General features: G+C 63.6%; 22 protein-coding genes and 1 tRNA gene. 12 read left to right on the top strand and 11 right to left on the bottom strand.

All coding sequences use genetic code 11. The features are described from left to right. Window positions 1–277: 277 nt before the first annotated feature. The 3 genes from AC0J42_RS24445 (at window position 278) to AC0J42_RS24455 (ending at window position 3,319) form a co-directional block, all read left to right on the top strand. The gene (locus AC0J42_RS24445; protein ID WP_416426443.1) at window positions 278–1,525 is read left to right on the top strand and encodes a ribonucleotide-diphosphate reductase subunit beta; all 1,248 of its coding nucleotides are present in this window, start codon (window positions 278–280) and stop codon (window positions 1,523–1,525) included. A 1,060-nt stretch (window positions 1,526–2,585) separates the two neighbouring features. Further along, window positions 2,586–3,080, top strand: a complete 495-nt coding sequence (locus AC0J42_RS24450) for a hypothetical protein (RefSeq protein ID WP_473004248.1) — start codon at window positions 2,586–2,588, stop codon at window positions 3,078–3,080. Continuing rightward, window positions 3,077–3,319 carry a hypothetical protein gene (locus tag AC0J42_RS24455; RefSeq protein ID WP_473004249.1) on the top strand — a complete coding sequence of 81 codons (243 nt, stop codon included), beginning with the start codon at window positions 3,077–3,079 and terminating at the stop codon, window positions 3,317–3,319. Before AC0J42_RS24450 ends, AC0J42_RS24455 begins: the two co-directional genes overlap by 4 nt. Before the next feature lie 112 nt (window positions 3,320–3,431). Here the strand turns inward: AC0J42_RS24455 and AC0J42_RS24460 are convergent, their stop codons facing one another. The 4 genes from AC0J42_RS24460 to AC0J42_RS24475 form a co-directional block, all read right to left on the bottom strand. Then, the gene (locus tag AC0J42_RS24460) at window positions 3,432–4,577 is read right to left on the bottom strand and encodes a S8 family peptidase (protein ID WP_473004252.1); all 1,146 of its coding nucleotides are present in this window, start codon (window positions 4,575–4,577) and stop codon (window positions 3,432–3,434) included. Between the two features lie 223 nt (window positions 4,578–4,800). Further along, entirely contained in the window at window positions 4,801–5,226 is a 426-nt protein-coding gene (locus tag AC0J42_RS24465) for a DUF1493 family protein (protein WP_473004253.1), read from the bottom strand. After that, on the bottom strand, window positions 5,223–5,657 hold the full coding sequence (locus AC0J42_RS24470) for an STM2901 family protein (protein WP_473004256.1): 435 nt from the start codon (window positions 5,655–5,657) through the stop codon (window positions 5,223–5,225). The genes AC0J42_RS24465 and AC0J42_RS24470 overlap by 4 nt, the downstream gene beginning before the upstream one ends. A gap of 126 nt (window positions 5,658–5,783) precedes the next feature. Next, on the bottom strand, window positions 5,784–6,992 hold the full coding sequence (locus AC0J42_RS24475; protein WP_473004257.1) for a hypothetical protein: 1,209 nt from the start codon (window positions 6,990–6,992) through the stop codon (window positions 5,784–5,786). A gap of 422 nt (window positions 6,993–7,414) precedes the next feature. Between AC0J42_RS24475 and AC0J42_RS24480 the strand changes: the two genes are divergently transcribed. After that, window positions 7,415–7,912, top strand: coding sequence for a hypothetical protein (locus AC0J42_RS24480; protein ID WP_416426450.1), 498 nt, complete (start codon window positions 7,415–7,417; stop codon window positions 7,910–7,912). 1,516 nt (window positions 7,913–9,428) lie between these two features. Next, window positions 9,429–10,475: a PDDEXK nuclease domain-containing protein gene (locus AC0J42_RS24485; RefSeq protein WP_473004259.1), complete on the top strand. Its 1,047-nt coding sequence runs from the start codon at window positions 9,429–9,431 to the stop codon at window positions 10,473–10,475. 438 nt (window positions 10,476–10,913) lie between these two features. On the opposite strand, the gene AC0J42_RS24490 is transcribed toward AC0J42_RS24485, so the two are convergent. Next, window positions 10,914–11,576, bottom strand: a complete 663-nt coding sequence (locus AC0J42_RS24490; protein WP_473004260.1) for a UPF0149 family protein — start codon at window positions 11,574–11,576, stop codon at window positions 10,914–10,916. A gap of 123 nt (window positions 11,577–11,699) precedes the next feature. Further along, window positions 11,700–11,776 (bottom strand) — tRNA-Val (locus tag AC0J42_RS24495). A 124-nt stretch (window positions 11,777–11,900) separates the two neighbouring features. Between AC0J42_RS24495 and AC0J42_RS24500 the strand changes: the two genes are divergently transcribed. Both AC0J42_RS24500 and AC0J42_RS24505 read left to right on the top strand, forming a co-directional pair. Further along, on the top strand, window positions 11,901–12,152 hold the full coding sequence (locus AC0J42_RS24500; RefSeq protein WP_473004261.1) for a hypothetical protein: 252 nt from the start codon (window positions 11,901–11,903) through the stop codon (window positions 12,150–12,152). A 94-nt stretch (window positions 12,153–12,246) separates the two neighbouring features. Continuing rightward, entirely contained in the window at window positions 12,247–12,843 is a 597-nt protein-coding gene (locus tag AC0J42_RS24505) for a DcrB/PsbP domain-containing protein (RefSeq protein WP_473004262.1), read from the top strand. A 35-nt stretch (window positions 12,844–12,878) separates the two neighbouring features. On the opposite strand, the gene AC0J42_RS24510 is transcribed toward AC0J42_RS24505, so the two are convergent. Beyond that, window positions 12,879–13,058 (bottom strand): hypothetical protein, encoded by a 180-nt coding sequence (locus tag AC0J42_RS24510; RefSeq protein ID WP_473004263.1) that lies wholly within the window; start codon window positions 13,056–13,058, stop codon window positions 12,879–12,881. 94 nt (window positions 13,059–13,152) lie between these two features. After that, window positions 13,153–13,812, bottom strand: coding sequence for a UPF0149 family protein (locus AC0J42_RS24515; protein ID WP_416426456.1), 660 nt, complete (start codon window positions 13,810–13,812; stop codon window positions 13,153–13,155). Between the two features lie 271 nt (window positions 13,813–14,083). On the opposite strand from AC0J42_RS24515, the gene AC0J42_RS24520 reads away from it, so the two are divergent. Continuing rightward, window positions 14,084–15,697, top strand: a complete 1,614-nt coding sequence (locus tag AC0J42_RS24520; protein ID WP_416427455.1) for a methyl-accepting chemotaxis protein — start codon at window positions 14,084–14,086, stop codon at window positions 15,695–15,697. Window positions 15,698–15,813: 116 nt separating this feature from the next. On the opposite strand, the gene AC0J42_RS24525 is transcribed toward AC0J42_RS24520, so the two are convergent. Further along, window positions 15,814–16,992: a hypothetical protein gene (locus AC0J42_RS24525; protein WP_416426457.1), complete on the bottom strand. Its 1,179-nt coding sequence runs from the start codon at window positions 16,990–16,992 to the stop codon at window positions 15,814–15,816. A gap of 30 nt (window positions 16,993–17,022) precedes the next feature. After that, window positions 17,023–18,015 (bottom strand): diaminopimelate epimerase, encoded by a 993-nt coding sequence (locus AC0J42_RS24530; protein ID WP_473004265.1) that lies wholly within the window; start codon window positions 18,013–18,015, stop codon window positions 17,023–17,025. Window positions 18,016–18,116: 101 nt separating this feature from the next. Here AC0J42_RS24530 and AC0J42_RS24535 point away from each other — a divergent pair, with 101 nt between their 5' ends. Both AC0J42_RS24535 and AC0J42_RS24540 read left to right on the top strand, forming a co-directional pair. Further along, complete coding sequence (locus tag AC0J42_RS24535; protein ID WP_416426460.1) at window positions 18,117–18,992, top strand: alpha/beta hydrolase; 876 nt, start codon at window positions 18,117–18,119, stop codon at window positions 18,990–18,992. Window positions 18,993–19,065: 73 nt separating this feature from the next. After that, window positions 19,066–19,935: a formate/nitrite transporter family protein gene (locus AC0J42_RS24540; RefSeq protein ID WP_416426461.1), complete on the top strand. Its 870-nt coding sequence runs from the start codon at window positions 19,066–19,068 to the stop codon at window positions 19,933–19,935. A 68-nt stretch (window positions 19,936–20,003) separates the two neighbouring features. Here AC0J42_RS24540 and AC0J42_RS24545 read toward each other — a convergent pair whose 3' ends face one another. Continuing rightward, window positions 20,004–21,071: an MBL fold metallo-hydrolase gene (locus AC0J42_RS24545; protein ID WP_473004267.1), complete on the bottom strand. Its 1,068-nt coding sequence runs from the start codon at window positions 21,069–21,071 to the stop codon at window positions 20,004–20,006. 269 nt (window positions 21,072–21,340) lie between these two features. On the opposite strand from AC0J42_RS24545, the gene AC0J42_RS24550 reads away from it, so the two are divergent. Together AC0J42_RS24550 and AC0J42_RS24555 are read left to right on the top strand one after the other, a co-directional pair. Continuing rightward, window positions 21,341–22,399 (top strand): diguanylate cyclase, encoded by a 1,059-nt coding sequence (locus AC0J42_RS24550; RefSeq protein WP_473004269.1) that lies wholly within the window; start codon window positions 21,341–21,343, stop codon window positions 22,397–22,399. Between the two features lie 116 nt (window positions 22,400–22,515). After that, the gene (locus AC0J42_RS24555) at window positions 22,516–25,092 is read left to right on the top strand and encodes a bifunctional diguanylate cyclase/phosphodiesterase (RefSeq protein WP_473004272.1); all 2,577 of its coding nucleotides are present in this window, start codon (window positions 22,516–22,518) and stop codon (window positions 25,090–25,092) included. Window positions 25,093–25,167 lie beyond the last annotated feature (75 nt).

Genomic DNA, 25,167 nt, shown 5'->3' on the forward strand with positions numbered 1-25,167 from the left:
ACGCTGCAATATTCCGTATAATCGCGTCCCCCAACACAGGGCAAAAACCATGACGACTTGCATACCTGACTTCGGCCTCAACCCCGCCGTTCACCGCAAGCGTCACTGCTGATTCCGATCATGCGCAGCGGTCGCCACGAAACGTAGCGGCCGGGCAATCCGAACAATTTAGCAATGCCAGCCGTCCAGCCTTCGTGCGCTAAACGGCCAATGGCAACCTCATCTTAAAATCCATCCGGTCGCCCGCGGGCAGACCCAAGCAGGAGCCTTCATCACCATGCTGAGCTGGGACGAATTCGACAAAGAAGACGGCGAACAACCCGCCAAAGGCGCCAACGCCGGCCACGCCGCTGAAGCAGCCATGGACAAACTCGACAGCGCCGGTGCCGGTGCTGCCCAGGAAGCCCGCGCCGTCACCGCCAACGACTCCGCCGCCGTAGCCCGCGCCAAGGCCGCCCTCGACAAGCTCGACGTCGCCGAAGGCCTGGCCGAGCTGGAAGGCTCGGCCGCCCGCGTCGCCGTTGACGAAAAACGCATGATCAACTGCCGCGCCGACCTCAACCAACTCGTACCGTTCAAGTACGACTGGGCCTGGCAGAAGTACCTGGACGGCTGCGCAAACCACTGGATGCCGCAAGAAGTCAACATGACCGCCGACATCGCCACCTGGCGTAACCCGGAAGGCCTGACCGACGACGAGCGCCGCATCGTCATGCGCAACCTGGGCTTCTTCAGCACCGCCGACTCCCTGGTTGCCAACAACCTGGCCCTGGCCGTGTACCGCCTGATCACCAACCCGGAGTGCCGCCAGTACATCCTGCGCCAGGCCTTCGAAGAGGCGATCCACACCCACGCCTACCAGTACTGCATCGAATCGCTGGGCATGGACGAAGGCGAAATCTTCAACATGTACCACGAGATCCCATCGGTCGCCAAAAAGGCAGCCTGGGGCCTGAAGTACACCCGCGCCATCTCTGACCCGGAATTCAACACCGGCACCCCAGAGACCGACAAGGAACTGCTGCGCAACCTGATCGCCTACTACTGCGTACTGGAAGGCATCTTCTTCTACTGCGGCTTCACCCAGATCCTGTCCATGGGCCGCCGCAACAAGATGACCGGCGTCGCCGAACAGTTCCAGTACATCCTGCGCGACGAGTCGATGCACCTGAACTTCGGTATCGACGTGATCAACCAGATCAAGATCGAAAACCCGCACCTGTGGGACGCCGAGCTGAAGGAAGAAGCTTCGCAGATGATTCTGCAGGGCACCCAGCTGGAAATCGAATACGCGCGTGACACCATGCCTCGCGGCGTGCTGGGCATGAACGCGGCGATGATGGAAGACTACCTGAAGTTCATCGCCAACCGTCGCCTGTCGCAGATTGGCTTGAAGGAAGAGTACCCAGGCACTACTAACCCGTTCCCTTGGATGAGCGAGATCATGGACTTGAAGAAGGAGAAGAACTTCTTTGAGACTCGGGTTATTGAGTATCAGACTGGTGGGGCGTTGAGCTGGGATTGATTTCCACCTTACAACCCAATCCAACTTAAAAAAGCCCCCAGCAAGGGGCTTTTTTAATTTCCAGCATGTACGACAGCACTCATCTCAAACACTTTTTGATACGCAGCATTACGAGCGCACGGGCCTCTTGAGCTTTAACCAAGTGACTAGAATGAAGCCTCGAAACGATCACCCCTCTAATCTCGCATGGTGATATATAGTCAAACGTGGGCGTCTCCGGACAACCATTACCCTTCCACAGCTCAAATTCAGTCAAGACAATAGACAACCTTGATATCTACTGAATACAGCTGACTGTTACGTCCCGCAACAACTTTCGGAAAGCTCGTACACCGGTATGATTGTGCCCGACAGATACAACATTTACCCTGGTTTCGCGCCTAAGAAACGCCTCAAGTAGCGGCCAACCCGCTCCCGAAAATGCGGCATTTTGTGCCTGCGGCCCCCGGCTGCACGTCTCAAAAGCTCTGCTATGTCGGGGGTGGACTAATACAAGACCCGCAAGGGGAATACGTCCGGCCTTCTACTTGAGGTTTCTTAACCCCCGACACCTAGCCCTAAGAAAGCTATCAAGTAGAGGTAAATGGACATGCCAACCCACGAAACCGGAGGCCATCGAAGGCCCAGCAGCGAACGAGTGCACCAATCCAGCGACACTCCTCACACACCAATCGTCTTCACCCGCCACAACCGCCCGCTCCACGTCCTCTGGCTAGAATCGCAAATCTGGTTCTCGGCCCAAGACCTAGGCCGACTCATCGGCCGGCACCTGGAATCCCACGCCCTTCGCAAGCTAGACCCCGACCAAACTAACCCCGCCCCCATGGGATTCAGCTTTGTGTGGAATCGTTTGTGGGGTTAGGCAGTAAGGTGGGGAGCTCCCTGACGCGGCCTTGCGGCCGCTGCTACAGATGGGGTGGTGGTCGCTCTACAAAACACTCCCAGACTTTGCGAGAGTTCGGCGTAGCTGCCCTCGCCCGGACACCCACAGTCACACTTCATCAGTTGCCGCGCCTCCCCCTGATGCGCAAACTCGCCCGACCTCAACGGGAAACGAGCCATGCGATCCCAAGCCAGCTTTCAACATATGGGCCATCACGGGATGGTGTTTGATGTGAATCGCTACGTAGTGACTGAGCATAATCGCGGCCAGTTGCACGTCATCCGGTTACCCTGGGCGCCAGCCGCGCGCCAGGAGGTCGTGCGCTTCGTTACTGACAGCTACTACCACATGCAGGCAAAGCAGCGCAGTTGCACAATCGTGCTCGCCATCTCTCGGCCATTGACCCGCGAGCAAGGTGATCGTTTGAACGGCCAGCGTGCCAGTGTTGCCCTGAGCATCGACACAGCGTTGGGCGCGTTATCGAGCGCGCTCACTGCGAGCGCTTTTATAGGGGCCATGACTGGAACCGCAACGCGAAATGGCGTGTTTTCGAAGCTGCCCACCTACCACGCCGGGGATATCATCGTGGCTGTGAGCCTCGAGGTTAGCGGTGGAATCGGCCCACAGCGTAGCCAACGCTCAATCATCATCCCATCAGGAAAAAGCGGGTGAGTTTTCTGCTGGAGATGACCATCGCGCTGGGCACGTTCCTCATCGTCAACCAGTGTGTTCGGCGTCGCAACTTCAGGAAGTGGACTGGATTGCTGGCTTGCATGGGAGGGTGTGGACTGATGCTTATCCCTCACCCCTACCGGTTGAATGAGAGCGTGCAGGCGGTTGCGTTCTACAGCGCCATCTTTGGATATTGTGTATTCCACAGCCGAAGCAAGTTCGAGACGGGCGATGGTTAAAGGCGAAGTCATTCACCTTTTCCTGTGCCCGTCGCGACGCAAGTTGCGGTCAGTTAAACCGACATTCTGCCTCTACACGAAAAGCCAGTTCGGCAGCGGCTACGGGCCCGTTTTAAGGCGCCACCACTACCCCCTGCCCCACATCCACCTCATCCAGCTTCTCGAACCGGCTTACCTGCGCAGTCCCCACCAGCTTGGCCCGCACGTTGCGCGCATTGGCCTTCTTCCCCGTGGCCGCGATCGCCTCCCACCACAGCGCTGCCACGCCTGCCACGTGTGGGCAGGCCATGCTGGTGCCGCTCAGGGTCTTGAGACCGCCGCCGGGCCAGGCGGAGGTGATGTCGACGCCTGGCGCGCAGAGGGTGGCGAAGCAATTGGAGAAGTCGGCGACGCTGTAGTACGCGCCGTCACGGCCGATGGCGGCGACGGACAGCACGTCGTCGGCGGCGGCCGGCAGGGAGGCGGCGATGCGGTATTCCGGGTCGGTTTGGCGGCGGCTTTCATTGCCGGCGGCGGCGATGACCAGGGTGCTGCTGCCGAAGGCGGCGCGGGCCTTGGTCATGGCCATGAGGGCGTCGAACATGCGCAGGTTGGCGCGGTAGGTTTCCAGCGCGTTGGAGGTCGCTAGTTGCACCGGCCAGCCGTTGCCCGCCAGGGTCTTGACCATGCCGGTGAAGTCGAACCCCAGGGACAGGGAGACGATGTCGGCGCGTTGGTCCAGCGCCCACAGCAAGCCGTCGAAGACCATTTCCGAGCTGCCGCTGCCGTCGTTGGCGAGCACTTTGCCGATCAAGGCACGGCTGACGCCTGGGGCGACGCCGATGCGTTCGCCCAGGCCGCTGCCAAAAATCGTGCCGGCGCAATGGGTGCCATGCCCTTGGACGTCCCCGTTGCCGTCGCCGCTGAAGTCCTTTTCCAGCAACTCCAGGCCGGCGAAGGCTGGATGCGTGGCGTCGATGCCGGTGTCCAGCACGGCCACGCTGACGCCAGCACCGGTGTACTGGCTGGCGGTGGCCCCTACTGCTTCGGCGCCCCAGCAGGGCTTGTGGCGGGTGGCCCGGGAGTTTTGGGGGGCGATCAGCCGGGTCGGCATTTTCGGCGCGACCAGGGCCACGTCGGGCTCGGCGTTGAGCTCGGCCAGGGCGTGGGCGGGTATACGTTCAAGGGATAGGCTGGGCTCGGCGTCCTTGCTGGCCAGGCTGGCGAAGCCGGTGCTGCCTTGGGGGGCTTCGCGGCGTAGCACGATGTACTCTCTCATGGTGACGGTCCTTGTGGTCGGGATGGCGATGCCATCGGGACCTTAGGCGGCCGGTACCGCACCACGGCAGAGGGAAAGCCGCTTACAGGTAGCCTTGGGTGCAGGCACTTATATGCCCTCCGATTACCCGCTCGGATCGCAGCTCCATATCTGCACACACTCTGCAGTCTTTTCCATTTGAAAAAGCTACGCAGTGAAGGGCCCGCGCAGCCTTCGGCAGCGGCTACGGACGAATTGCATAACCCGCCACGGGTAACACGTCCCCCAGCCTGTACAGCGGCTCGGCGCTCCAGACTCGGCCTTCCAGCAACTCCGTATCCCACTTTCCGTTTTCGATCGCGGACAGCACCATGCCGATCGTCAGCGGCTGGTTGCCGCGGCGATTTTTATTCTTGCTGAACCAAAACAAATCGAACCCTTCACCCGCAAAATATCGGTAAGGGTCGTAGTCATCCACGTTCACGCCGTAGTCATGAAACAACATCGGCAACAGTTCATTGGCGTCGTCGCCGTCGATGCCAAGGTCGGCCGCAAAAGAGGTCGCAAGGCTCAGCATTTCGAATGCCCGCTTGGCCAGGCCCGTTTGCGCATGTACTCGGCGAAGGATGTCATCAAGCACGTCTCGATCGGTTGTGTGCGGTTCCTTCATTGGAGAATCCTGTCCTCGTCATCGACGATGGCGTTATAGGCTTTCAAGGTTTTGTACCCTACAACAGCCAACTCCCCTGCGGTGTAAGCCCATCCCACCACCGGAATGGCGCGCCCCATGAACCCGCCGATGCTATGGGTCCAACGAATTTTTGGTGGCACGATGCCGGTTAGCGTCGGTAAGCGGACGCCAGGCGGAAGCTTGATCTTGCGCAAGGCCCTTCGGGACAGCAATGATGCGATTGAAGTGTTGGGGCGTGCGCCGCGAAACTTTGCGCGAGTGGGGATGATATTCGCACCGGAGACGATCGCCAGTGCCGCAGCAATATCAGTGATGCCAAACTCGTCCATGGCCGTTTCAACCGCGATCAGTATGATCAAATGGTCTTTATCCAGACCACAGTCGCCGTCGTAACAATAACGTCGAGGCATTTACCCTCCTGAACATCCGTGTGAACCAACCATAATAAGGGCGCGACGACCACCGCGCTATTCGGGCGGCGTTTCCCTGGCCAGAAAGATGATACGGCAGCAGCCAGCCCTGAGCCTCGAGCTCCGTTATAGGTACCCCTGCGTACAAGCACTCGCCACAATCAGCAACCCAATAAACGGCACGATCAGCAGCGTGCTAATGGCCATGGACACGACATTCGCCACATAGGGATGTACCCACCGAGGCAGCTTCTGCGCCAGCCCGTCCGCCAACGGCGCCGCCACCAGGGCACCGAGCACGGCGCTCAGCGCCACCACCAGCGCGCTGCCGCCGTGGGTAAGCACCGCGGCAGGCACCACGGAGACGATGGGGATGTAGGTGGGGTACCAGCCCTTGGCCATCCAATGCCCGCGCCACAGGTAGATGCCGATGGCCGAGCTCAGCGCCTGGCCGATGAGAATCGGCAGCAGCAGGCCTGTGCCGTAGACCGGGCTGGCGGGGTTGAGCCACCAGGCCAGCAGCACGCCGCCGAGCAGGCCGAGGCTGGCCAGTTCGTTGCCAAAGAACGGCGCTTCGGAGAAGTCGGCGAGCACGCGGCGCAGCCCCCAGACCAGGCCGTGTTTTTGCGCAGGCGCGGAGGGCACAGTGACGGCTGCCACGCTGCCGGGCTTGACCAGGGCCGGGAACCATTTGCACAGCAGGAACGCGACGATACTGGCCAGCGCCATGCCGGACACTGCTCCCACCACTGCCGGAATTTTCCACGGCACGCAGACGTAGTTGACCAGCGCCAGACTGGCCGGGGTGACCAGCAACGCGCCGAACACTGCACCGGTGACGGTGATGCGCCAGCCGGGGCCATGCATCAGCACCAGGGCGGCGGGTACGGAGACGAAGGCGACGAAAGTGGGCTGCCAGGTGTCGGCGTCCAGGGTCCAGCCCCACAAGAGGTTGCTCAGCACCAGGTTCAGCAGCGAACTGGTCACCAGCCAGGGCCACAGGCCGCTGCCGTAGGCGATGGCGAAGCCCTGCCAGCGCTTGCCGGTGCTGTTGGCCCACCAGGCCAGGCCGGCGCCGGCCAGCAGGCCGATGGCGGCGAACTCGTGTTTGTAGAAGGCGAACTCGCTGATGTCGCCGATCCCCCAGCGCAGCCAGGCGCCGGGCTGGTCGAGGTTGTTGACGATGTCGTTGTAGGTGGGCCAGTTGGCCTCCAGCACCAGGCCATGGGACAGCAGCAGCCCGGCAATGAAGCTGAGCGCGGCCACGGCCAGCAGCAGGCAGAGCACCGGACGGGCCTGGATGGGCAATGTGGGGCTGATGGTGTCGCGGGGCATGGGAGGTCCTGTTCATTCACCTGGATGGTTTCCCAATCAGAAACCAATCGTTCAGGTGTAAAAAATCAGCCGTTTCCGGTTAGTGCGTAGGACCTTTCCCAATAGCGGCTTTTGCTGCATAAACCGCGCCGATGCGCGTATGCCGGGCGGTACACGCATTCATGTTCGGGACAGGTGAAAAGGATTACTGTTTAGGTAGGCCCTGGCTGGCGTGGCAGGGCTGCGGTGCCTGGGGCGGGTGTGCCACCGGGCGCCTGACCGGCTTGGGCATCGGACTTGGGCTATTATCAAGTGGGATGCACGGGTGTTTTCCGGCCACCGCGGCGGCCGGATGACCTGGACGCGATTGTCCACTCCCCACGGGAGCGAAGCTCAACCGCCCACGCGAAAACCGCCGTAGGACTTTTCATCTGGCAGGCATCATGAACATCAATCGGATCAAACGCAGTGTGCTTATTGGCGTACTCGCTGCTGCAACCGGGCTGTCGGCCCCGGCGTTCGCCGGCCCTCATGGCGGCGGATGGCATGGTGGTGGAGGCTGGCATCGCGGTGGGGGCTGGGGCGGTGGCGGCTGGTGGGGGTTGGGTATCGGCTTGGGCCTGGGGTATACCGCAGCGGTGGTAGCGGATTCCTACTACTACCCGCGCACGACCTATTACTACCCTGCCACCAACTATTACTATCCAGCGTACGGCTACTATGCGCCGGCGCCGGTGTACCAGGCAGCCCCCGTGTACCAGGCAGCGCCAGTTTACCAGCAGGCCGCGCCGGTACAGACCTCGGCCGTACCGCCACCACCCGCCCAGGCGAATTCGGACTGGTATTACTGCCGGTCCAGCCAGGCGTACTACCCCAACGTGCGCACGTGCAGCGTGCCATGGCAGCAGGTACCGGCCACCCCACCGGGAAACATCCGCTGACAGCCCTGTAGCAGCGGCCGCCAGGCCGCGTCTGGGCCCCTGCGCAGTATCGGATGCAACGCGTGCGGCCTGACGCAGCCTGGCGGCAGCTGCTACGGGGAGTCGTTTTTCGGGCAATAAAAAACCCGCCGAAGCGGGTTCTTTGTGGCCTTCCAACATCCTGTCGGAGCGCGTTCCGTGCTGGCCTGTCTTCCGTGACTGAGCGCGTCCTGCGCATCACCTGTGTAGCTAGATTAAGCCTGGATCCGAGTCGGCAATAGAGGAGATCGCTGGCACCGCGTGTAAGCCTTTCGCCATGCCCTATGTAACCTCCGTTTATCACCGGCAACAAAAAACCCGCCGAAGCGGGTTTAGTGTCCTGGCCATTCCAACCTCCCTGTCGGGCTGCGTCCTTTCAATGGCCAACCATCCTTGGCGCTGAAGCACTTCCTTGGCTTCAGTTGTTGGATCCAGAATATCGATACACCGCCCCCGACGAAAGAGGAGATTCCTGCGCCCACGTGTAAGCCTTTCGCCATAAGCTCACCAAACACACCCCCGTAGCAGCGGCCGCAGGCCGCGTCCCAGCCGCCAAACATGATTTCAAAGGCAATAAAAAACCCGCCGAAGCGGGTTCTTTTGCGGCCTTCCAACATCCTGTCGGAGCGCGTTCCGTGCTGGCCTGTCTTCCGTGACTGAGCGCGTCCTGCGCATCACCTGTGTAGCTAGATTAAGCCTGGATCCGAGTCGGCAATAGAGGAGATCGCTGGCACCGCGTGTAAGCCTTTCGCCATGCCCTATGTAACCTCCGTTTATCACCGGCAACAAAAAACCCGCCGAAGCGGGTTTAGTGTCCTGGCCATTCCAACCTCCCTGTCGGGCTGCGTCCTTTCAATGGCCAACCATCCTTGGCGCTGAAGCACTTCCTTGGCTTCAGTTGTTGGATCCAGAATATCGATACACCGCCCCCGACGAAAGAGGAGATCCCTGCGCCCGCGTGTAAGCCTTTCGCCATAACCTCACCAAACACACCCCGTAGCAGCGGCCGCAGGCCGCGTCCCAGCCGCCAAACATCATTTCAAAGCCAATAAAAAACCCGCCGAAGCGGGTTCTTTCGTGGCCTTCCAACATCCTGTCGGAGCGCATCCGTGCTGGCCTGTCTTCCGTGACTGAGCGCGTCCTGCGCATCACCTGTGTAGCTAGATTAAGCCTGGATCCGAGTGGGCAATAGAGGAGATCGCTGTGCCGGCGTGTAAGCCTTTGGCTATGGGCGGTGTAACACGACGCTGAGCCTGGTGAAGGGCGCGGCCGAGTTGGCTGGTTTCCATTTCCGGTATTGCTGAAGGACGCTTCCTACCTATGTGAATGAGTTTTCGCATGGCTTGGCGATAGCCCCAGGCTAGAGGGTTTGTCTTATCCGATGGTTGGCCAACCTGAGTTATCGAAGCGCGGTGGTGGCACTGGCCGGTGCGTCGACTCACTGCCCACCTACCCCTATTGTCGTTGGTCTTTTCTGACCATCGAGCAGCGACTGATCATGACCAAGACTTCAAACGACCCAGGCTTGCAGACCAGCTTTACCGAGGTGGCCTTGCTGATTTCAGGGGCACGGCAACGGGCGGCACAGGCGGTGAATACGCAGTTGATTGAGCTGTATTGGCAGGTGGGGCAGTACATCTGCAAGAAGCTGGAAAGCGCCGAGTGGGGTGAAGGTGTAGTAGCCGACTTGGCGGCTTACCTCGCGAAACATCAGCCAGGCCTCCGCGGGTTCACCCGCGCAAGCTTGTTCCGCATGCGTCAGTTTTACAAAACGTACCATCAGGACGAATTAGTCGCACCACTGGTGCGACAACTGCCATGGACCCACAACCTGATTATCCTCGGCCAAAGCAAGCGGCCTGAAGAACGTGAGTTTTACCTGCGGATGGCGATCAGGGAACAGTGGTCCAAGCGCGAGCTTGAACGCCAATTCAAAACCGCTCTCTTCGAACGCACCGTCCTGGAGCCCGCCAAATCCACCCCCTCCATCGCCACCACCCACCCCGCCGCTCTCGACGTGTTTCGTGACGCTTATGTAGTGGAGTTTCTCGGCCTGCCCAACAAGCATGGCGAAGCCGACCTGCACGCTGGCCTCCTCCTGAGGCTCAAGGACTTCCTGGCTGAACTGGGCCGCGACTTCTGCTTCGTCGGCTCACATTACCCGTTGCAGGTAGGCCACCGCGATTTCACCCTGGACCTGCTGTTCTTCCACCGCGGCCTCAACTGCCTGGTGGCGCTGGAGCTCAAGGTCGGCCGCTTTGAACCGGAATATCTGGGCAAGCTGGAGTTCTACCTGGAAGCCTTGGACCGCGACGTGCGCAAGCCCCATGAGAACCCGGCGATAGGCGTGCTGCTGTGCGCCAGCAGTGATGATGAAGTGGTGGAGTACGCCTTGAACCGATCACTGTCGCCGGCTTTGATCGCGGAGTATCAGACGCAGCTGCCAGACAAGCGCCTGTGGCAGGCCAAGTTGCAGGAATTCTTTAACCTGGATGCCCCCTGCGCCGAACCCCAGGCAACAAAAAACCCGCCGAAGCGGGTTTAGTGTCCTGGCCATTCCAACCTCCCTGTCGGGCTGCGTCCTTTCAATGGCCAACCATCCTTGGCGCTGAAGCGCTTCCTTGGCTTCAGTTGTTGGATCCAGAATACCGATACACCGCCCCCGACAAAAGAGGAGATCCCTGCGCCAACGTGTAAGCCTTTCGCCATAAAACCACCAAACACGCCTCCGTAGCAGCGGCCAAAGGCCGCGTCCTAGCCGCCAACCATCATTTCAAAGCCAATAAAAAACCCGCCGAAGCGGGTTCTTTTGTGGCCTTCCAACATCCTGTCGGAGCGCATCCATGCTGGCCTGTCTTCCGTGACTGAGCGCGTCCTGCGCATCACCTGTGTAGCTAGATTACCCAGCCAACCGGGGGCGCAACAGAGGACATCGCTGGCAGCGCGTGTAAGCCTTTCGCCATGGCGGCTGTAAACGCCGCGATCAGCGCCCGCAGCACTGCTTGTATTTCTTGCCGCTGCCGCACGGGCACGGATCGTTGCGGCCCACTTTCACTTCGTTGCGCACGGTCTGCAGGTCGATCGGCTCGTCGCCGGTGCGCTGCTCGGCCCAGTAGGCGTGCAGCTCGCGGGCGGCGTTGGCCAGGGCGTCTGGCAGGTCGGCGGCGGGTTTGCCGGCCTGCTTGTCGGCGTCCAGCTGGCTGAAGATGAAGTTCAGCGCGGCGGTGGGTGCCTCGGGCATCTGGCTCCAGCCACTGACCAGGGTGGTGGCGCCGCGCAGGTAGCCCACGCACCAGTCCAGCACGTCCAGGCCTTCGCCATCTTCGGCCTGGTTGAAGATGGGGTGGTAGTCGGCCGGCTGCTCGACCAGCAGCATGGAGATCTGGTTCAGGTGCTGGATCAACGCGTCGAAGAAGCGCTGGTAGGTGTCCTCGCTCTTCCATTTCGGCAGGTCGCCGCCGCCCCAGAACGACAGGTACCAGGCGTCGAACGGGATGTCGCTCTTGTAGGACATGACGGCGGTCAGGTAGCCGTCCATTTCCGACACCGTGCGCACGCCGGACTCGACCGCGAACGCGTCCAGCTGAGCCTGGATGAAGTCGAACTGCTCGGGGGTCAGGGGGTCGTTGCTGATGGTGTAGGCCATGGCGGGTGTCCTGTAGGGCAAAGGGTGCACAATCAAGGGTATCAGGGTGAAACGTCAGGCAACAAAAAAGGGCGACCCTTTCGGATCGCCCTTTTCTCACCGCCCAGCAGAGCGGATTTTGTTTGGTAGGCGCGATTGGACTCGAACCAACGACCCCCACCATGTCAAGGTGGTGCTCTAACCAACTGAGCTACGTGCCTGCTGTGGGGCGGCATTCTACGGATTTAACGCGGGCTGTCAACACAGGCGTGCGCAATTGTGACAACTGCGCCAGGCTGGGGGCTACACTGACTACCTGGAATGTTGAATCAGGGAGGCTGTCTCGTGAAAAGAACAACGCTGTCACTTGCCCTTTGCTCTGCCCTTCTCGCGCTTTGCGCCTGCTCGCCCGACCCCAACGCGCCCAAGGTGGACTACCGCAGCCTGCTCACCGCCGACCAGCAACTGGACCCGGCCAAGGTGCAGGACGCCCGCGCCAAGTGCGCCGCCATGCCCGCCAGCCAACAGAACGACAACGACTGGTGCGCCGCCGTGCGCAAGGCGGCCGATTGCGCCAAGGAAAGGCTCTGCCCCTGACGTGCTGCACTTGCGCGCAGGATGAGCTTGCAGCACCCTTGCTTCCCCGCGCCGTGCCCCACCCCCCGGTGGCGCGGCTGTCCAGGAGCAACCGATGTTTCGTACCCTTTCCCACGCCGCGCTGATCGCCGCGGCCCTGGCACTGGCCGCACCGGCCATGGCCCAGACCCACGCCCATGCCAAGCACGCTGCACCCGCGAAAAAGCCTGCGCCCACCGGGCCGAAGGTAGCGACACTCAAGGGCAAGTTCAGCTTCACCCTGCCGGCCGGCTACGTGGCCAGCAGCATGGATGCAGGTGATGAAAAGGACGGCACCACCGGCGCCAGCGGCACCCTGTACCAGAGCGAGAAAGAAAAGCGCGTGGTGATGGCCAGCGAAGGCCCGACGCCGCAGCAGGCCAGCGTCAGCGACTACGACCCCGCGTTCCTCGACGCCGCCGTGCAGGACTTCGTCAAGCAGCAAAGCGCCGGTCTGCCGGACTTCAAGAAGACCGGCGAGAAGGAATTCACCATCAAGGGCCTGGGCGTGCGGGAAATCGACAGCACCGCCACCCAAGGTGGTGGCCGCACGCTGTCGAGCACCTTCCTGGCCGGGTCAGGCACCAGCATGTCGATCGTGCAGGTGATCTCGCGGGCGGATGACCAGAGAGGGCATGAGGCGTTGGTGAAGAGGATTACATCCGGAAAGTAATCTGGCCCCGCAGCCTTCGGCAGCGCTACGGAGCGTCAGGATTCCGAGGTGATCGCACCGCTCAGGAGTTCTTCAGCCACTTCCTCAGAGGCGGCTTCGAACTGATCGGATATCACCAGGCGCCCCTTTAAGCGCCCCGGTATACGTAACACGCTATCACTCTGGTGATGGCGCTCACTGTCTTCAGCATCATGATTGACGGTGGGGTCGCGCATGCTGGGTAGTCCTGTCGTCTAAGGGCGACCATTCAACCACTAAATACACTTCACCAATTCCGAAAACCGTGTGAGCATTTTCCTGCGCTTAGCCTCAATGCAAACAGCACTGCTTGAACTTCTTCCCGCTCCCACAAGGACAAGGGTCATTGCGCCCCACCTTCTCCCCTGCCCGCACCGGCTCGCTCGGCTTGCGCTGGGCCAGCCAGTAGGCGTGCAGGGTCAGCGCGCCGATGCAGACCATGTCGGCCGCTTCTTCCGGGTCGATTTCTTCCTCTTCGGTTTCGTCGTCGTAGGTGTGGATGAGGATGCCGGCCAGCAGCTCCTGTTCCTCTTCAGGCAGGCCCGGCCAGCCGTCGCCCATGACCACGCCGCGCTCGTAGCCAAAGCACCAGTCTTCGACGCTGAGGGTGAAGTGGCCGTCTTCGTGCTCGTCTTCCATGAAGATGGGTGAGAACTCTTCGGCATTTTCGATCAGCTTGCCGGCGATTTCGTTCATGTGCTGGATGACCAGGCTGATGAAGCGCTCGCACTGCTGATCGCTTTCCCACTTGGGCAGGAATTCGACGCCGCCCCACAGCGCCTCGAACCACTCTTCGAACGGGATCACCACCGGGCCGGACACCAGCGCGGTCAGGTAGCCGTCAAGCTCCGAGGTGTTCCAGACGGAGGTTTCGCTCTTGTATTGCTCAAGCATCGACTCGATGAAGTCCCATTGGGCATCGGTCAGGGGTGCAGCGCTTGGAGTGGTCATGGGTTTGGGCCGTGGGGAGATAGATAACAGTGTAAGTCGATTTACCGCGCAACGTAGTCCGCTGGGCAATAGCTGGGCGGCATTATGACGGCTTGCCGTGGGAAGCACGGCTTGGATGACAAATTTATTTCGCAAAAGTGATGGAGTGTCATAAAGCCATCATGCGCAACTGTTACAACCGCTGGCGTCGTTTTCAAATGAGTCAACCGCCGTGAACCTTCGTTTTTCCCTGCGCCGCACGCCTTCCTCCCGCCCTGCCCTGCTGCGCCGCATGAGCATCGGCAAGCGCCTGCTGGCCAGCTTCGGCCTGTGTGCCCTGCTGCTGGCTGGGCTGGGCGGCCTGTGCCTGGCGGCGATGCAGCACATTCGCCACCAGGGCGAACTGATTGAACAGGGGCCACTGTCGAGCATCGCCCAGGCCGATGCCATCGCCATCGACCTGGGCAAGATGCGCACCGAGGCCGCGCTGCTGCTGGTGTACGCCAATGACCCGGCCGAGCTGGTGAACCGCAAGATCAACCTGCAGCAGCTGAGCACCGAGGTGGACCAGGGCTTCACCCAATACCTGGCCAAGGTACCGGAAGGCACCGAGCACGACTCGATCAAATTGCTGCAGGACGCTTCCCAGCAGTTTGTCAGCCTGTTCAAGCAGGCCATCGACCTGGTGGAACAGAAGCAACTGAGCGAAGCCACTAACCTGTCCAACAACGGCCTGGCCAACCAGGGCGCGCTGATGGACATGCAGGTGCAGTTGCTGCGCGAACTGAACAAGCAGACCAGCGCCCAGGCCCTGGAAAACACCGCCAGCACCTTCGGCAAGGTGCAACTGGTGCTGCCCATCGCCATTGCCGTGGCGCTGGCGTTGATGCTGCTGCAGGCCTGGCGCCTGAGCGTGAGCATCACCCGGCCGCTGCGCCAGGCGTTGCAGGTGGCCACCACCGTGGCCAACGGCGACCTCAGCCAGCCCGTAGTCGCCCACGGCCAGGATGAGGTGGCGCAACTGCTGCAGGCATTGGGGCACATGCGTGACCAGCTGCACGGGGTGATCCAGCAGATCGGCGGCGCCGTGGGCCGGCTCAACTCGGCCACCCAGGAAATGGGTGCGATCATGCACGACAGCGCCCAGGGCCTGCAGCAGCAATACAGCGAGATCGAGCAGGCCGCCACCGCCGTGACGCAGATGAGCCAGGCGGTGGAGGAAGTGGCCGGCAATGCCGTGGAGACCTCCACCGAGTCGCGCAGCTCCAGCACCGCCGTGCGCGAAGGCCAGCAGCAGCTGGACGAAACCATGGCCGACATCGGCGCCCTGGCCGACCAGGTGGAGCAGGCCAGCCTGCGCGCCCAGGCCCTGGCCACCGAAACCCTGGGCATCAGCAAGGTGCTGGAGGTGATCCGCAACGTCGCCGACCAGACCAACCTGCTGGCGCTGAACGCCGCCATCGAGGCGGCGCGCGCGGGCGAAGCCGGCCGTGGCTTTGCCGTGGTGGCGGATGAGGTGCGCGGGCTGGCCCATCGCACCGGCGCCTCGACGCGGGAGATCGAGCAGATGATGGCAGGCATTCACACCGGCACCGGCCAGACGGTGCAGGCCCTGGCAGAAAGCGCAGCCCAGGCCGGCCGCACCCGTGAGCGGGCGCAGGTGGCCAAGGACGTGCTGGGCAGTATTTCCAGGTCGGTGGCGGGTATCGACGAGCGCAACCAAGTGATTGCGACTGCGGCCGAACAGCAGGCGCAGGTGGCGCGCGAAGTCGACCGCAACCTGGTGCGCATCCGCGACCTGTCGATGCAGACCGCCAGCGGCGCGGCGCAGACCAGCACCGCCAGCCAGGAGCTGGGCCGCCTGGCGGTGGAACTGGACGGGATGCTGGGGCGGTTTTCGCTGTAACCTTGTAGCCGCTGCCGCCAGGCTGCGCCGGCCCTATGCCTCGCGGGAGATATCCAGCGGACGCCAGGGCCAGCGCAGCCTTCGGCAGCGGCTACACAGTAGCGGTAGCGCCGGGATCAGTTCGCCGGCAGCGCCAGCTTCACCCCACCCGGGTGCTGCGCGATCACGCCATAAGGCAGCACCGACCACTCCGTGCCCTCGCACATCCGCGCCACCCGCGCAAAGCTTGGGCCGAAGGCGATGCCTTTGTCAGTGAAGTGCCAGGTGGGGAAGTTCCACACCTGGGGGTCGCTGTAGTCGCAGTCGTTTTCATCCGCCGGCTTTTTCATCTCGTTGGGGTACAGCTGCTTGAACTGTGCCACCAGCCACGGCGCCAGGGATTTCTCCCGGTAGTTGGAGAATTTGTCGAAGTCCACGTCAGCCTCTTCCGACTGCTGCGCGCCTTCGCGGTCGTCGTAGTGGAACGCCGGGCCCTCGCCCACCCACAGCACATCTTCCAGCGACAGCGGCTTGCCGTGATTGACGTCAAAGTTGATCGGCGCATCGCCGAAGTCCGGGTGCGCGCCGCCGCAGTAATAGCTGGTGTAGACGCTGACGCTGACCACCGCGGGCGACAGGAAGGTGGGCGTCACGGTCTGGTCGTACTCGCCTTCGCCGAAGCGGGTGCTGCCCAGCATGCACTCGTGGTAGCTGACCACCTCGCTCCACAGCCGCGCCCGCAACGCCTGGTTGACCCGGGTCAGTTGCGGCTCGGGGTAGCCGGACGCCACTTCGAACAGCTGGATCTTCGAGTTGGGCTCGCCGCGCCACTGCAGCGGGTAGCCCATGAAGGTGTCGCGCTTGCCATTCACCAGCGGCAGTTGCAGCAGGCGCAGGTAGTCATAGGGGGCGTTGTCGTGCAACTGCACCCAGAATGGGTCGGCGCCGGCGGCGGTGTCGGGTACCTGCGCCGGCTTGAGCTGGACCTTCAGCGCCTTGCCGCCGCTCTTCTGCCACTGGCCCTCCCAGCCGTCGTCACTGGCGTGCTGCAGCTGCAGGCGCGGGCGCGGGGTGTCGCTGTTGTCGTCGAGGCCTTCGTCCAGGGTCAGCTGGTCGTCGGCCAGGGTGCCGGACAGGGCCAGGTCGCGGTGGTATTTCTCGTAGAAATAGCGCCCGCTGACCTGCTCGGGGTTGGTCATGTCGAGGTCAACCACCACCGGCATGCCTCCCAGGGTACCGGTGTACACCTGGGCTTGAACCGCGCCGGCCACAAGGCTCAGCGACAACACACAAGGCCGCAGCCATCCATTGGTCATGGAGAAAATCCTTACAGGGCAATACGCCGATTATGGCTGAAGGCTGGCGGTACCGAACAGCTGCACCGCCACCAGTTCGCCCTGCTGCTCCTGCAGCCGCAGGGGCGCGGTGCCGCCGGGCATCTGCACCCGCACCTGCCCGGCCTGCACCAGGCCCACGCGCCAGGCCGCGCAGGCCACGGCGGTGGCGCTGGTGCCGGAAGATTCGGTGGCGCCCTCGCCGCGCTCGAACACCCGTGCCTCCAGGTGCTGCGGGCCACGCCAGGCGGCCCATTGCAGGTTGATGCCGGCCGGGCACGGCAGGCCCTTGCCCTGGCCACCGCTGCGCGAATAGGCAATGGCGGTCAGCGCCGCGTCCAGGGCCGGGGCGCGCAACTGGGCCATGCTCGGCAGGGCCTCGGCGCTGTCGAGCCATGTCACGCAGTGGGGGTTGCCGATGCGCACGAAGACGCTGCGCTGCCAGTGCTCGTCGATGGCCGCCAGGCTCGCCACGGCAGCCACCGCGTGGCCGTTGAACGTGGCCGCCTGTACCTGCTCGGCGCCCACGGCCTGGGGCCCGAACGCCGGCGCCCCCAGGTCCAGCCAGAAGCCCGGCACGCCCTCGACGCTGGCCGGCTCGACGCTGACCGGTACTGGCGACAGCGCGTCGGTTTTGTCATGGTGCACGTTGAGGGTGCAGGCCTGCCCGCCGCTGACCTGGCCCTGGTCGCTCAAGGCCTGGGAAAAGATGGTCAGGCCGTTGCCGCTGCGTTCGGCCAGGCTGCCGTCGGTGTTGACGATCAGCAGGTCAAACGGCGCCTGCGCCTGGAAGGGCCCCACCAGCAGGCCATCGCTGCGATGGGCCTTGGCGCCAGCCGGGCGCGCGCCTTCGGGCCAGTCGCACAGGGCGGCGACGGCGGCCTGGGTCCACTGCTCGCGCGTGGCGGCGGCCTGGGCAGCGCTGGCCGGCACGTCGACGCCCAGGCGGCGCAGGTGTTCGGGGGAGCTCACTACGTAGCGATTGCCACGTGCGTCATACAACATGGGGACAGCCTCGCAATGACTGGAAATACACCGACCTTACCGGGAATCGCTGCCGCTGAGTACACTCGTGGCCTTTGCCTTCCAACCCCAGGAGCGGCGCCATGCCCTCGCTGATCCGTCGCCGCTGGCGCGCCCTGAGCCTGCTGGTGCTGATACTGCTGGCCCTGCCCTACGGCTGCTCGCGCCTGGCCTACAAGGAGCGCGAGCTGCTGTACAGCATCGAACCGGGCACTGCCAGCTGGTTCAACGGCGTGCCCGCGGGCGTGCAGCAGATGAACATCCCGCTGGACAACGCCCAGCACCTGCACGCCTGGTGGTGGCCGGCGCCGGGCCGGCACGCGCCCACGGTGCTGTACCTGCACGGCACGCGCTGGAACCTCACCGCCCAGGTGCGGCGCATCACCGAGCTGCGCAACCTGGGCTTCTCGGTGCTGGCCATCGACTACCGCGGCTTCGGCGACAGCCCCGGCGGCCTGCCGTCGGAGGCCAGCGTGTACGAGGACGCCCAGGTGGCCTGGCAGCGCATGAGCCAGCTGCAACCCGACGCCGACAAGCGCTTCATCTACGGCCACTCGCTGGGCGGCGCCATTGCCATCGACCTGGCCCAGCGCCTGACCCGGCAACCCGAACCCCAGGCCGCCGGCCTGATCATCGAGTCCACCTTCACCGACCTCGGTGACGCCGCGGCGGCGGTGATCCACACCTCGTTGCCGGTGCGCTGGATCATGTCGGAGAAGTACGACTCCATCGACAAGATCGGCAGCGTCGGCCTGCCGGTGCTGATCGTCCACGGCACCGACGACCGCTACGTGCCGCCGCGCTTCAGCCAGGCGCTGTACGACGCCGCCCACGGGCCCAAGCAGCTGCTGCTGGTGCCCGGCGGCACGCACCTCAACAGCATGACCCTGGGCAGCGCCGACTACGCCCGTGCGCTGCACCAGCTATTCGGCCTGAAGGCCACGCAGGGCGCTGGCTGACGCAACTTTCGGGGGCCGCGCGGGGTCATCTTCATAGGCATCCGCCGGTCCCGTGAACGCAGTCAGGAGCCCCATGGACAGTCAACAAGGCAAGACCCCGGGCCTGTCGCCCGACGAGGAACAGGAAGTCCATGAAAACCAGCCGCCGCGCGCGGCCGTGCTGCACGAAATCATCCGCACTCAGGGCGAGCACGAGCTGTCGCGCAGCGTCGCCGCGCTGTGGTGGTCAGCGCTGGCCGCCGGGCTCACCATGGGCCTGTCGCTGATGGCCATGGGGCTGTTCAACTCGCGGCTGCCGGACGTGGAAGCCAGCAAGGTGATCGCCAGCCTGGGCTATTCGGCCGGGTTCCTGGCGGTGATCCTGGCGCGCCAGCAGCTGTTCACCGAGAACACCCTGACGGCAGTGCTGCCACTGATGAGCCACCCTACCCTGGCCAACGCCGGCAAGCTGCTGCGGCTGTGGGCAGTGGTGCTGGTGGGCAACCTGGTGGGCGTGCTGTTGGTGTCCTACGTGATGCTGCACCTGCCGATCTTCGACACCCAGACCGACAAGGCTTTCCTGGAGATCGGCCGCAAGGTGATGGAGAACGACGTGTCGCAGATGTTCGCCAAGGGCATCGTCTCGGGCTGGATGATCGCCACCATGGTGTGGATGATCCCGTCCCAGGAAAGCGCGAAGCTGTGGATCATCATCCTCATCACCTACCTGATGGCGCTGGGGGACTTCACCCACATCGTCGTCGGTTCGGCGGAGGTGTCCTACCTGGTGTGGGCCGGCGAGCTGGGCTGGAAGGAGTTCTGGCTGACGTTCGCCGGGCCTACCCTGGCGGGCAACATCATTGGCGGCAGCTTCATCTTCGCGCTGATCAGCCACGCGCAGATCCGCAGCGACAGCGGCACGCCGCCGCCGGACAAACCGAATGCAAAACCTGGAGAAACGTAACCTGTGGGAGCTGGCTTGCCAGCGAGCTTTTCAAAAACTCGCTGGCAAGCCAGCTCCCACAAGCACTATCAAGCGCTGGTAGCTACATCGGCAGCACCGGTTGGTAACCCCTCCCACCACGCCGCGCCCTGCTGCGGCGCAAGCAGGTTCACCCGCTCACCCATCTGCGGCGTGCTCACCGGCACGCCTTGTGCCCGGGCCAGTGCCACGATGCGCTGGAACGGCTCTTCCCAGTTGTGCGAGGACAGGTCGAAGGTGCCGTTGTGGATGGGCAACAGGCAACGCCCGCGCACGTCCAGGTGCGCCTGCAGGCTTTCCTCGGGTTGCATGTGCACGCTGGGCCAGTTGACGTTGTAGGCGCCGGTTTCCATCAGCGTCAGATCGAACGGCCCGTACCGCTCGCCAATCTGCTTGAAGCCGTCGAAATAGCCCGAGTCGCCACTGAAGAAGATCCGCAGGTCAGGCTCCATGATCACCCACGACGCCCACAGGGTGCTGTTGCTGTCGAACAGGCTACGCCCGGAGAAGTGCTGGGTGGGCGTGGCGGCGAAGCGCGTGCCGGCCACCTCGGTCTCCTGCCACCAGTCCAGCTGGCGTACCTTCGCGGCCGGGATGCCCCATTCGATCAGGCGGTCGCCCACGCCCAGGGTGGTCAGGAAGCACTCGGTCTTGTCGGCCAGCTGGCGAATCGCGCTTTCGTCCAGGTGGTCGTAATGGTCGTGGGAGAGGATGACCGCGGTGATGGGCGGCAGCTGCTCGATACCCAGCGGCGGCTGGTGGAAGCGCTTGGGGCCAGCCCATTGCACCGGCGAGGCGCGCTCGGCGAAGACCGGGTCGGTGATGAAGAAGCGCCCGCGCAACTTCATCAGCAAAGTGGAATGGCCCAGACGCCACAGGCTGGCATCGGGTGATGCAAGCAACTGCTGTTTGTCCAAGTTGTGTACAGGTATTTCCTGATGCGGCCGGGTGCCCGGCGGCTTGCGCAGCAGCAGGTACTTGAAGCCGATGCGCAGCTTCTTGAGAAAACCGTCACGGGGCAGCACCGTGGCGTTGCGGAACTGGCCGCCCACTCGCCGGGAGGCGTTAGCTTCCCCGGTGGCAGCGACTTCGGCGGCGTTCAATGACGATTGACTCATGATAACCAGTACTCCGAGGATCGGGGCGGCCACCAGGCCGTCCATTGCAGGCGCCCCACGGCTGTAGAGAATACCCCTACACCCGGGCCGGGGAAGCCCCTAGGTGTTACAACGCGTGTCCCAGTGCCACTACGGAACGAATAACCGTTGAAATGGCTTGCAAGGCCACTGCCAATGTCCACATTATTTATGCGATAAACCGCACAAACTCTACAAAATCCAACACCCTGTACAAGAATACGGCTGCAATCAGCCCGGTAACTCGACTTATGGAAAACCGCACGGGCAAGGGGTTGTCGTTTGCCAAACGCATTTATGCACCGCGAGTACTGGGCACCGCCCTCTGCCTGATCAGCGTCCTGGCAGACGTGTACCCGCTGGCACCACCCACCTGGCTACTGGCCCTGCTGGCCGTGAACGGCCTGGTGTGGCCGCACATTGCCTATCAGCTGGCGCGCAACGCCCAGGCGCCGTTCGAGGCCGAGCGGCGCAACCTGCTGTGCGACGCCCTGTTCTGTGGATTTTGGGTCGCCGTGCTGCATTTCAACCCGCTACCGTCGATTACCCTGCTGTCCATGGTCACCATGAACAACGTCGCCGGCGGCGGCCTGCGCCTGTTCCTGCATGGCCTGGGGGCGCAGTTGTTGGGGATGCTTGCCGCGGTGACGCTGTTCGGCCTGGGCTGGGCGCCGCAATCCACCCCCGCCCAGGTGCTGGCCTGCCTGCCCATGCTGACCCTCTACCCCCTGGCCGTGGGCTGGGTGTGCTACCGCCTGGCCATCCAGCTGTCGGAACACAAGCGCACTCTCAGCGCCCTGAGCCGCACCGACAGCCTCACCGGGCTGCTCAACCACGGTGCCTGGAAAGATGCGCTCAGCACCAAGTTTCGCAAATGCCAGCGCGACCACACCCCGGCGGTGCTGGCGCTGATCGACATCGACCACTTCAAGGACATCAACGACAGTTTCGGTCATATCGTCGGCGATGAGGTGTTGCGCCACCTGAGCCTGCAACTGCAACGCAACCTGCGCGACACCGACCTGGCCGGCCGCTACGGCGGCGATGAGTTCTGCGTGATTCTGCCCGGCGTCACCATTGCCCAGGCCTGCGAAGTCATGGAGCGCCTGCGCCTGGTGTTCCACGCCTACCGCCACCATCAGCTGGAGCCGCTGCGCGTCAGCCTGAGCATCGGCCTGGCCGCCTGCCGCCTTGACCTGGGCGACGCCGCCGCCTGGCTGGACGAGGCCGACAAGGCCCTGTACCTGGCCAAGAACACCGGTCGCAACCGCGTGAATATCTGCGCCGCCGACCTGTTATTGCTGACCTGACCCGACAATCGGACGATCGGCAGGAACAAATCTGGATCCAGCTGCTTCTATAGATCAGGACGTCTTCATGCTGTGCGCCCTCGCCCCGGCATGTGCCACAAGGATGCGCCTGATCCATGGACAGCACACTCGCAGCGCCGCGACACCAGGTGTTTACCCGTAAGCTGCTGGCCATTGTGGCGTGCCTGTTCGCGCTGACCTTGCTGGCGGCCATGGGCATGTTGATTGAAATCGCCAACGGCTTGAATGCCGACCAGCAGCAGAAGTCGACCTTCTACGCACAAAAGGCCCTGGACACCCGCCAGGCCAACTCGGCCAACCTGGTCAGCAGCCTGGCCGTGTGGAACACCGCCTTCCAGCACCTCAATGGCCCGGTCGACCGGCAATGGGCGTTTGGCGAACGCAATCTGGGCCCGGCGCTGTTTGGCCAGCATGGCTACGACGGCGTGTTCGTGGTGGACAGCCGCGGCACCAAGTACGCCCTGTACCAGGGCCAGCTGAGCAACGCGGCCATCAAGGACTTCATCGCCACGCCACTGCACGACCTTATTCAACAGGCCCAGGCCGCCGTGCCCGGTGCGCCGGCCGTCAGCGCCGTGGTGATGTTCAACGGCTGGCCTGCCCTGCTCAGCGCCTCGCCCATCCTGCCCGACGACGACAGCCCACAGCCGGCCCCCGCCGACACCTCGGTGCTGCTGTTCGCCGACCTGCTGACCCCGGCCAAGCTGCGTCCCCTGGGTGACAGCTATGGCCTGCAGGGCCTGTCGATCCAGAGCCACGCCACCGGTGCACTCGACCAGCCCCGGCTGGCCCTGGGCGACACCGGCTACGACCTGACTTGGACCGCGCCACGGCCAGGCAACCAGCTGCTGTGGCAGGTGCTCCCCACCCTGGTGGCCGCCTTCGTGGTGCTGGCCCTGTTGATGGCCTGGTTCTTCCGCTATGCCCTGCGCACCGCCCGCCAGATCGAGGACGGCTACACCCGGCTGCACCGCACCAACCGCGCCCTGGAAGCCAGCGAAGAGCGTTTCCGCGCCGTGGCCGAAGCCGCCTCGGACTGGATCTGGGAAACCGACCAGCACTGCCACATCAACTACCTGTCCGCACGCTTCGCCGCTGTCACCGGCTACACCAGTCAGGACTGGGTGCATCGCGCCATCGACCAGCTGCTGCAGTGCGAGACCACGCCCCTGCAAGGCTGGTTGCACAGCCTCGACGACACCCCCGCCGCCACCAGCCTGCGCTGCGCCTACCGCGACCACGGCGGCCAGTTGCGCTATTGCCGGCTGGCCGCCCGCGCCATCATCAGCGACCACCAGGTTGTCGGCTACCGCGGCACCGCCAGCGACATCACCGACGAGGTAGCGGCCCACGCGCAGATCCAGCACCTGTCGATGCATGACCCGCTCACGGGCCTGGCCAACCGCAACCAGCTGGCAGGCTACTTCGACCAGCTGCGCAGCCAGCCCGGCCCGCTGCTGGTGACCCTGCTGGTGCTGGACCTGGACAGTTTCAAGCCCATCAACGACGCCTTTGGCCACCTGGCCGGGGACGCCGTGCTGCTGGAGGTGGCCGCGCGCCTGCGCGACTGCACCCGCGAGCGCGACCTGGTGGTGCGCCTGGGCGGTGACGAGTTCGTGCTGGTGCTGAACGGCATGAGCACCCACCAGGAAATCGATCGTTTCTGCGCCCGCCTGGTCGACAGCCTGCACCAGCCTATCGACTACCAGCAGCAGCCGCTGCACGTGGGCGCCAGCCTGGGCATCGCGCAATCGGCGCAGCAGGGCCTGGACCCGGACGAGCTGATCCGCTGCGCCGACATTGCCCTGTACCAGGCCAAGGCCGACGGCAAGAACACCTGGCGCTATTTCTCCGCGCACATGCGCGAGCGCATCCAGCACCGCCGCCAACTGGAACAGGACCTGCGCCTGGCGGTGAAAAACCAGGAGTTCGTGCTGCACTACCAGCCCCGCTACCGCCTGTGCGGCATGGAGATCGTCTCGGTGGAAGCGCTGGTGCGCTGGCAGCACCCGGTGCACGGCCTGCTGGCCCCCGACACGTTCATTGGCCTGGCGGAGGAAACCGGGTTGATCGTGCAGATCGGCCGCTGGGTGCTGCGCGAGGCCTGCGATGCCGCCCGCCACTGGCCGGCGCCGCTGATGGTGTCGGTGAACCTGTCGCCGGCGCAGTTTGCCCGCAGCGACGTGGTGCGCGAGGTGCGCGACGCCCTGGTGCAGACCCAGCTACCGGCCCACCGCCTGGAACTGGAGGTGACCGAAAACGTGATGATGCACGACATCGAGAACGCCCTGGGCACCCTGACCGCCCTGAAGGAGCTGGGCGTGAAGCTGAACATGGACGACTTCGGCACCGGCTATTCCTCCCTGGGTTACCTGCGCACCTACCCCTTCGACAGCCTGAAAATCGACAAGCGCTTCATCGCCGCCCTGGAAAGCACCGACAGCGACCGTGCAGTGGTGCAGGCGATCATCAGCCTGGGCAAGGCCATGGGCCTGACGGTGACGGCCGAGGGCGTGGAAAACGAGCAGCAGTTGCAGACGCTGTGCAATGACCAGTGCCACGAAGTACAGGGTTACTTCATGAGCCGGCCCATCGACCGGCAGGCGCTAACGGCGCTGCTGGGCATCGGCGCCCTGCCAAGCAGGACCCCACGGGTACCCGAACTCCCCTGACCGTAGCAGCGGCCGCCAGGCCGCGTCGGCGCCACACCTCACACACCGCGCCGGCTGTGACGCGGCCTGCAGCCG

The sequence above is a fragment of the Pseudomonas sp. Tav-5-1A genome (genome assembly GCF_055755055.1).

What these genes read in the sequence shown, in the direction of transcription:
- AC0J42_RS24445 (WP_416426443.1), top strand. Translation starts at nt 278, where the DNA reads ATGCTGAGCTGGGACGAATTCGACAAAGAAGACGGCGAACAACCCGCC.
- AC0J42_RS24450 (WP_473004248.1), top strand. Translation starts at nt 2,586, where the DNA reads ATGCGATCCCAAGCCAGCTTTCAACATATGGGCCATCACGGGATGGTG.
- AC0J42_RS24460 (WP_473004252.1), bottom strand. Translation starts at nt 4,577, where the DNA reads ATGAGAGAGTACATCGTGCTACGCCGCGAAGCCCCCCAAGGCAGCACC.
- AC0J42_RS24465 (WP_473004253.1), bottom strand. Translation starts at nt 5,226, where the DNA reads ATGAAGGAACCGCACACAACCGATCGAGACGTGCTTGATGACATCCTT.
- AC0J42_RS24470 (WP_473004256.1), bottom strand. Translation starts at nt 5,657, where the DNA reads ATGCCTCGACGTTATTGTTACGACGGCGACTGTGGTCTGGATAAAGAC.
- AC0J42_RS24475 (WP_473004257.1), bottom strand. Translation starts at nt 6,992, where the DNA reads ATGCCCCGCGACACCATCAGCCCCACATTGCCCATCCAGGCCCGTCCG.
- AC0J42_RS24480 (WP_416426450.1), top strand. Translation starts at nt 7,415, where the DNA reads ATGAACATCAATCGGATCAAACGCAGTGTGCTTATTGGCGTACTCGCT.
- AC0J42_RS24485 (WP_473004259.1), top strand. Translation starts at nt 9,429, where the DNA reads ATGACCAAGACTTCAAACGACCCAGGCTTGCAGACCAGCTTTACCGAG.
- AC0J42_RS24490 (WP_473004260.1), bottom strand. Translation starts at nt 11,576, where the DNA reads ATGGCCTACACCATCAGCAACGACCCCCTGACCCCCGAGCAGTTCGAC.
- AC0J42_RS24505 (WP_473004262.1), top strand. Translation starts at nt 12,247, where the DNA reads ATGTTTCGTACCCTTTCCCACGCCGCGCTGATCGCCGCGGCCCTGGCA.
- AC0J42_RS24510 (WP_473004263.1), bottom strand. Translation starts at nt 13,058, where the DNA reads ATGCGCGACCCCACCGTCAATCATGATGCTGAAGACAGTGAGCGCCAT.
- AC0J42_RS24515 (WP_416426456.1), bottom strand. Translation starts at nt 13,812, where the DNA reads ATGACCACTCCAAGCGCTGCACCCCTGACCGATGCCCAATGGGACTTC.
- AC0J42_RS24520 (WP_416427455.1), top strand. Translation starts at nt 14,084, where the DNA reads ATGAGCATCGGCAAGCGCCTGCTGGCCAGCTTCGGCCTGTGTGCCCTG.
- AC0J42_RS24525 (WP_416426457.1), bottom strand. Translation starts at nt 16,992, where the DNA reads ATGACCAATGGATGGCTGCGGCCTTGTGTGTTGTCGCTGAGCCTTGTG.
- AC0J42_RS24530 (WP_473004265.1), bottom strand. Translation starts at nt 18,015, where the DNA reads ATGTTGTATGACGCACGTGGCAATCGCTACGTAGTGAGCTCCCCCGAA.
- AC0J42_RS24535 (WP_416426460.1), top strand. Translation starts at nt 18,117, where the DNA reads ATGCCCTCGCTGATCCGTCGCCGCTGGCGCGCCCTGAGCCTGCTGGTG.
- AC0J42_RS24540 (WP_416426461.1), top strand. Translation starts at nt 19,066, where the DNA reads ATGGACAGTCAACAAGGCAAGACCCCGGGCCTGTCGCCCGACGAGGAA.
- AC0J42_RS24545 (WP_473004267.1), bottom strand. Translation starts at nt 21,071, where the DNA reads ATGAGTCAATCGTCATTGAACGCCGCCGAAGTCGCTGCCACCGGGGAA.
- AC0J42_RS24550 (WP_473004269.1), top strand. Translation starts at nt 21,341, where the DNA reads ATGGAAAACCGCACGGGCAAGGGGTTGTCGTTTGCCAAACGCATTTAT.
- AC0J42_RS24555 (WP_473004272.1), top strand. Translation starts at nt 22,516, where the DNA reads ATGGACAGCACACTCGCAGCGCCGCGACACCAGGTGTTTACCCGTAAG.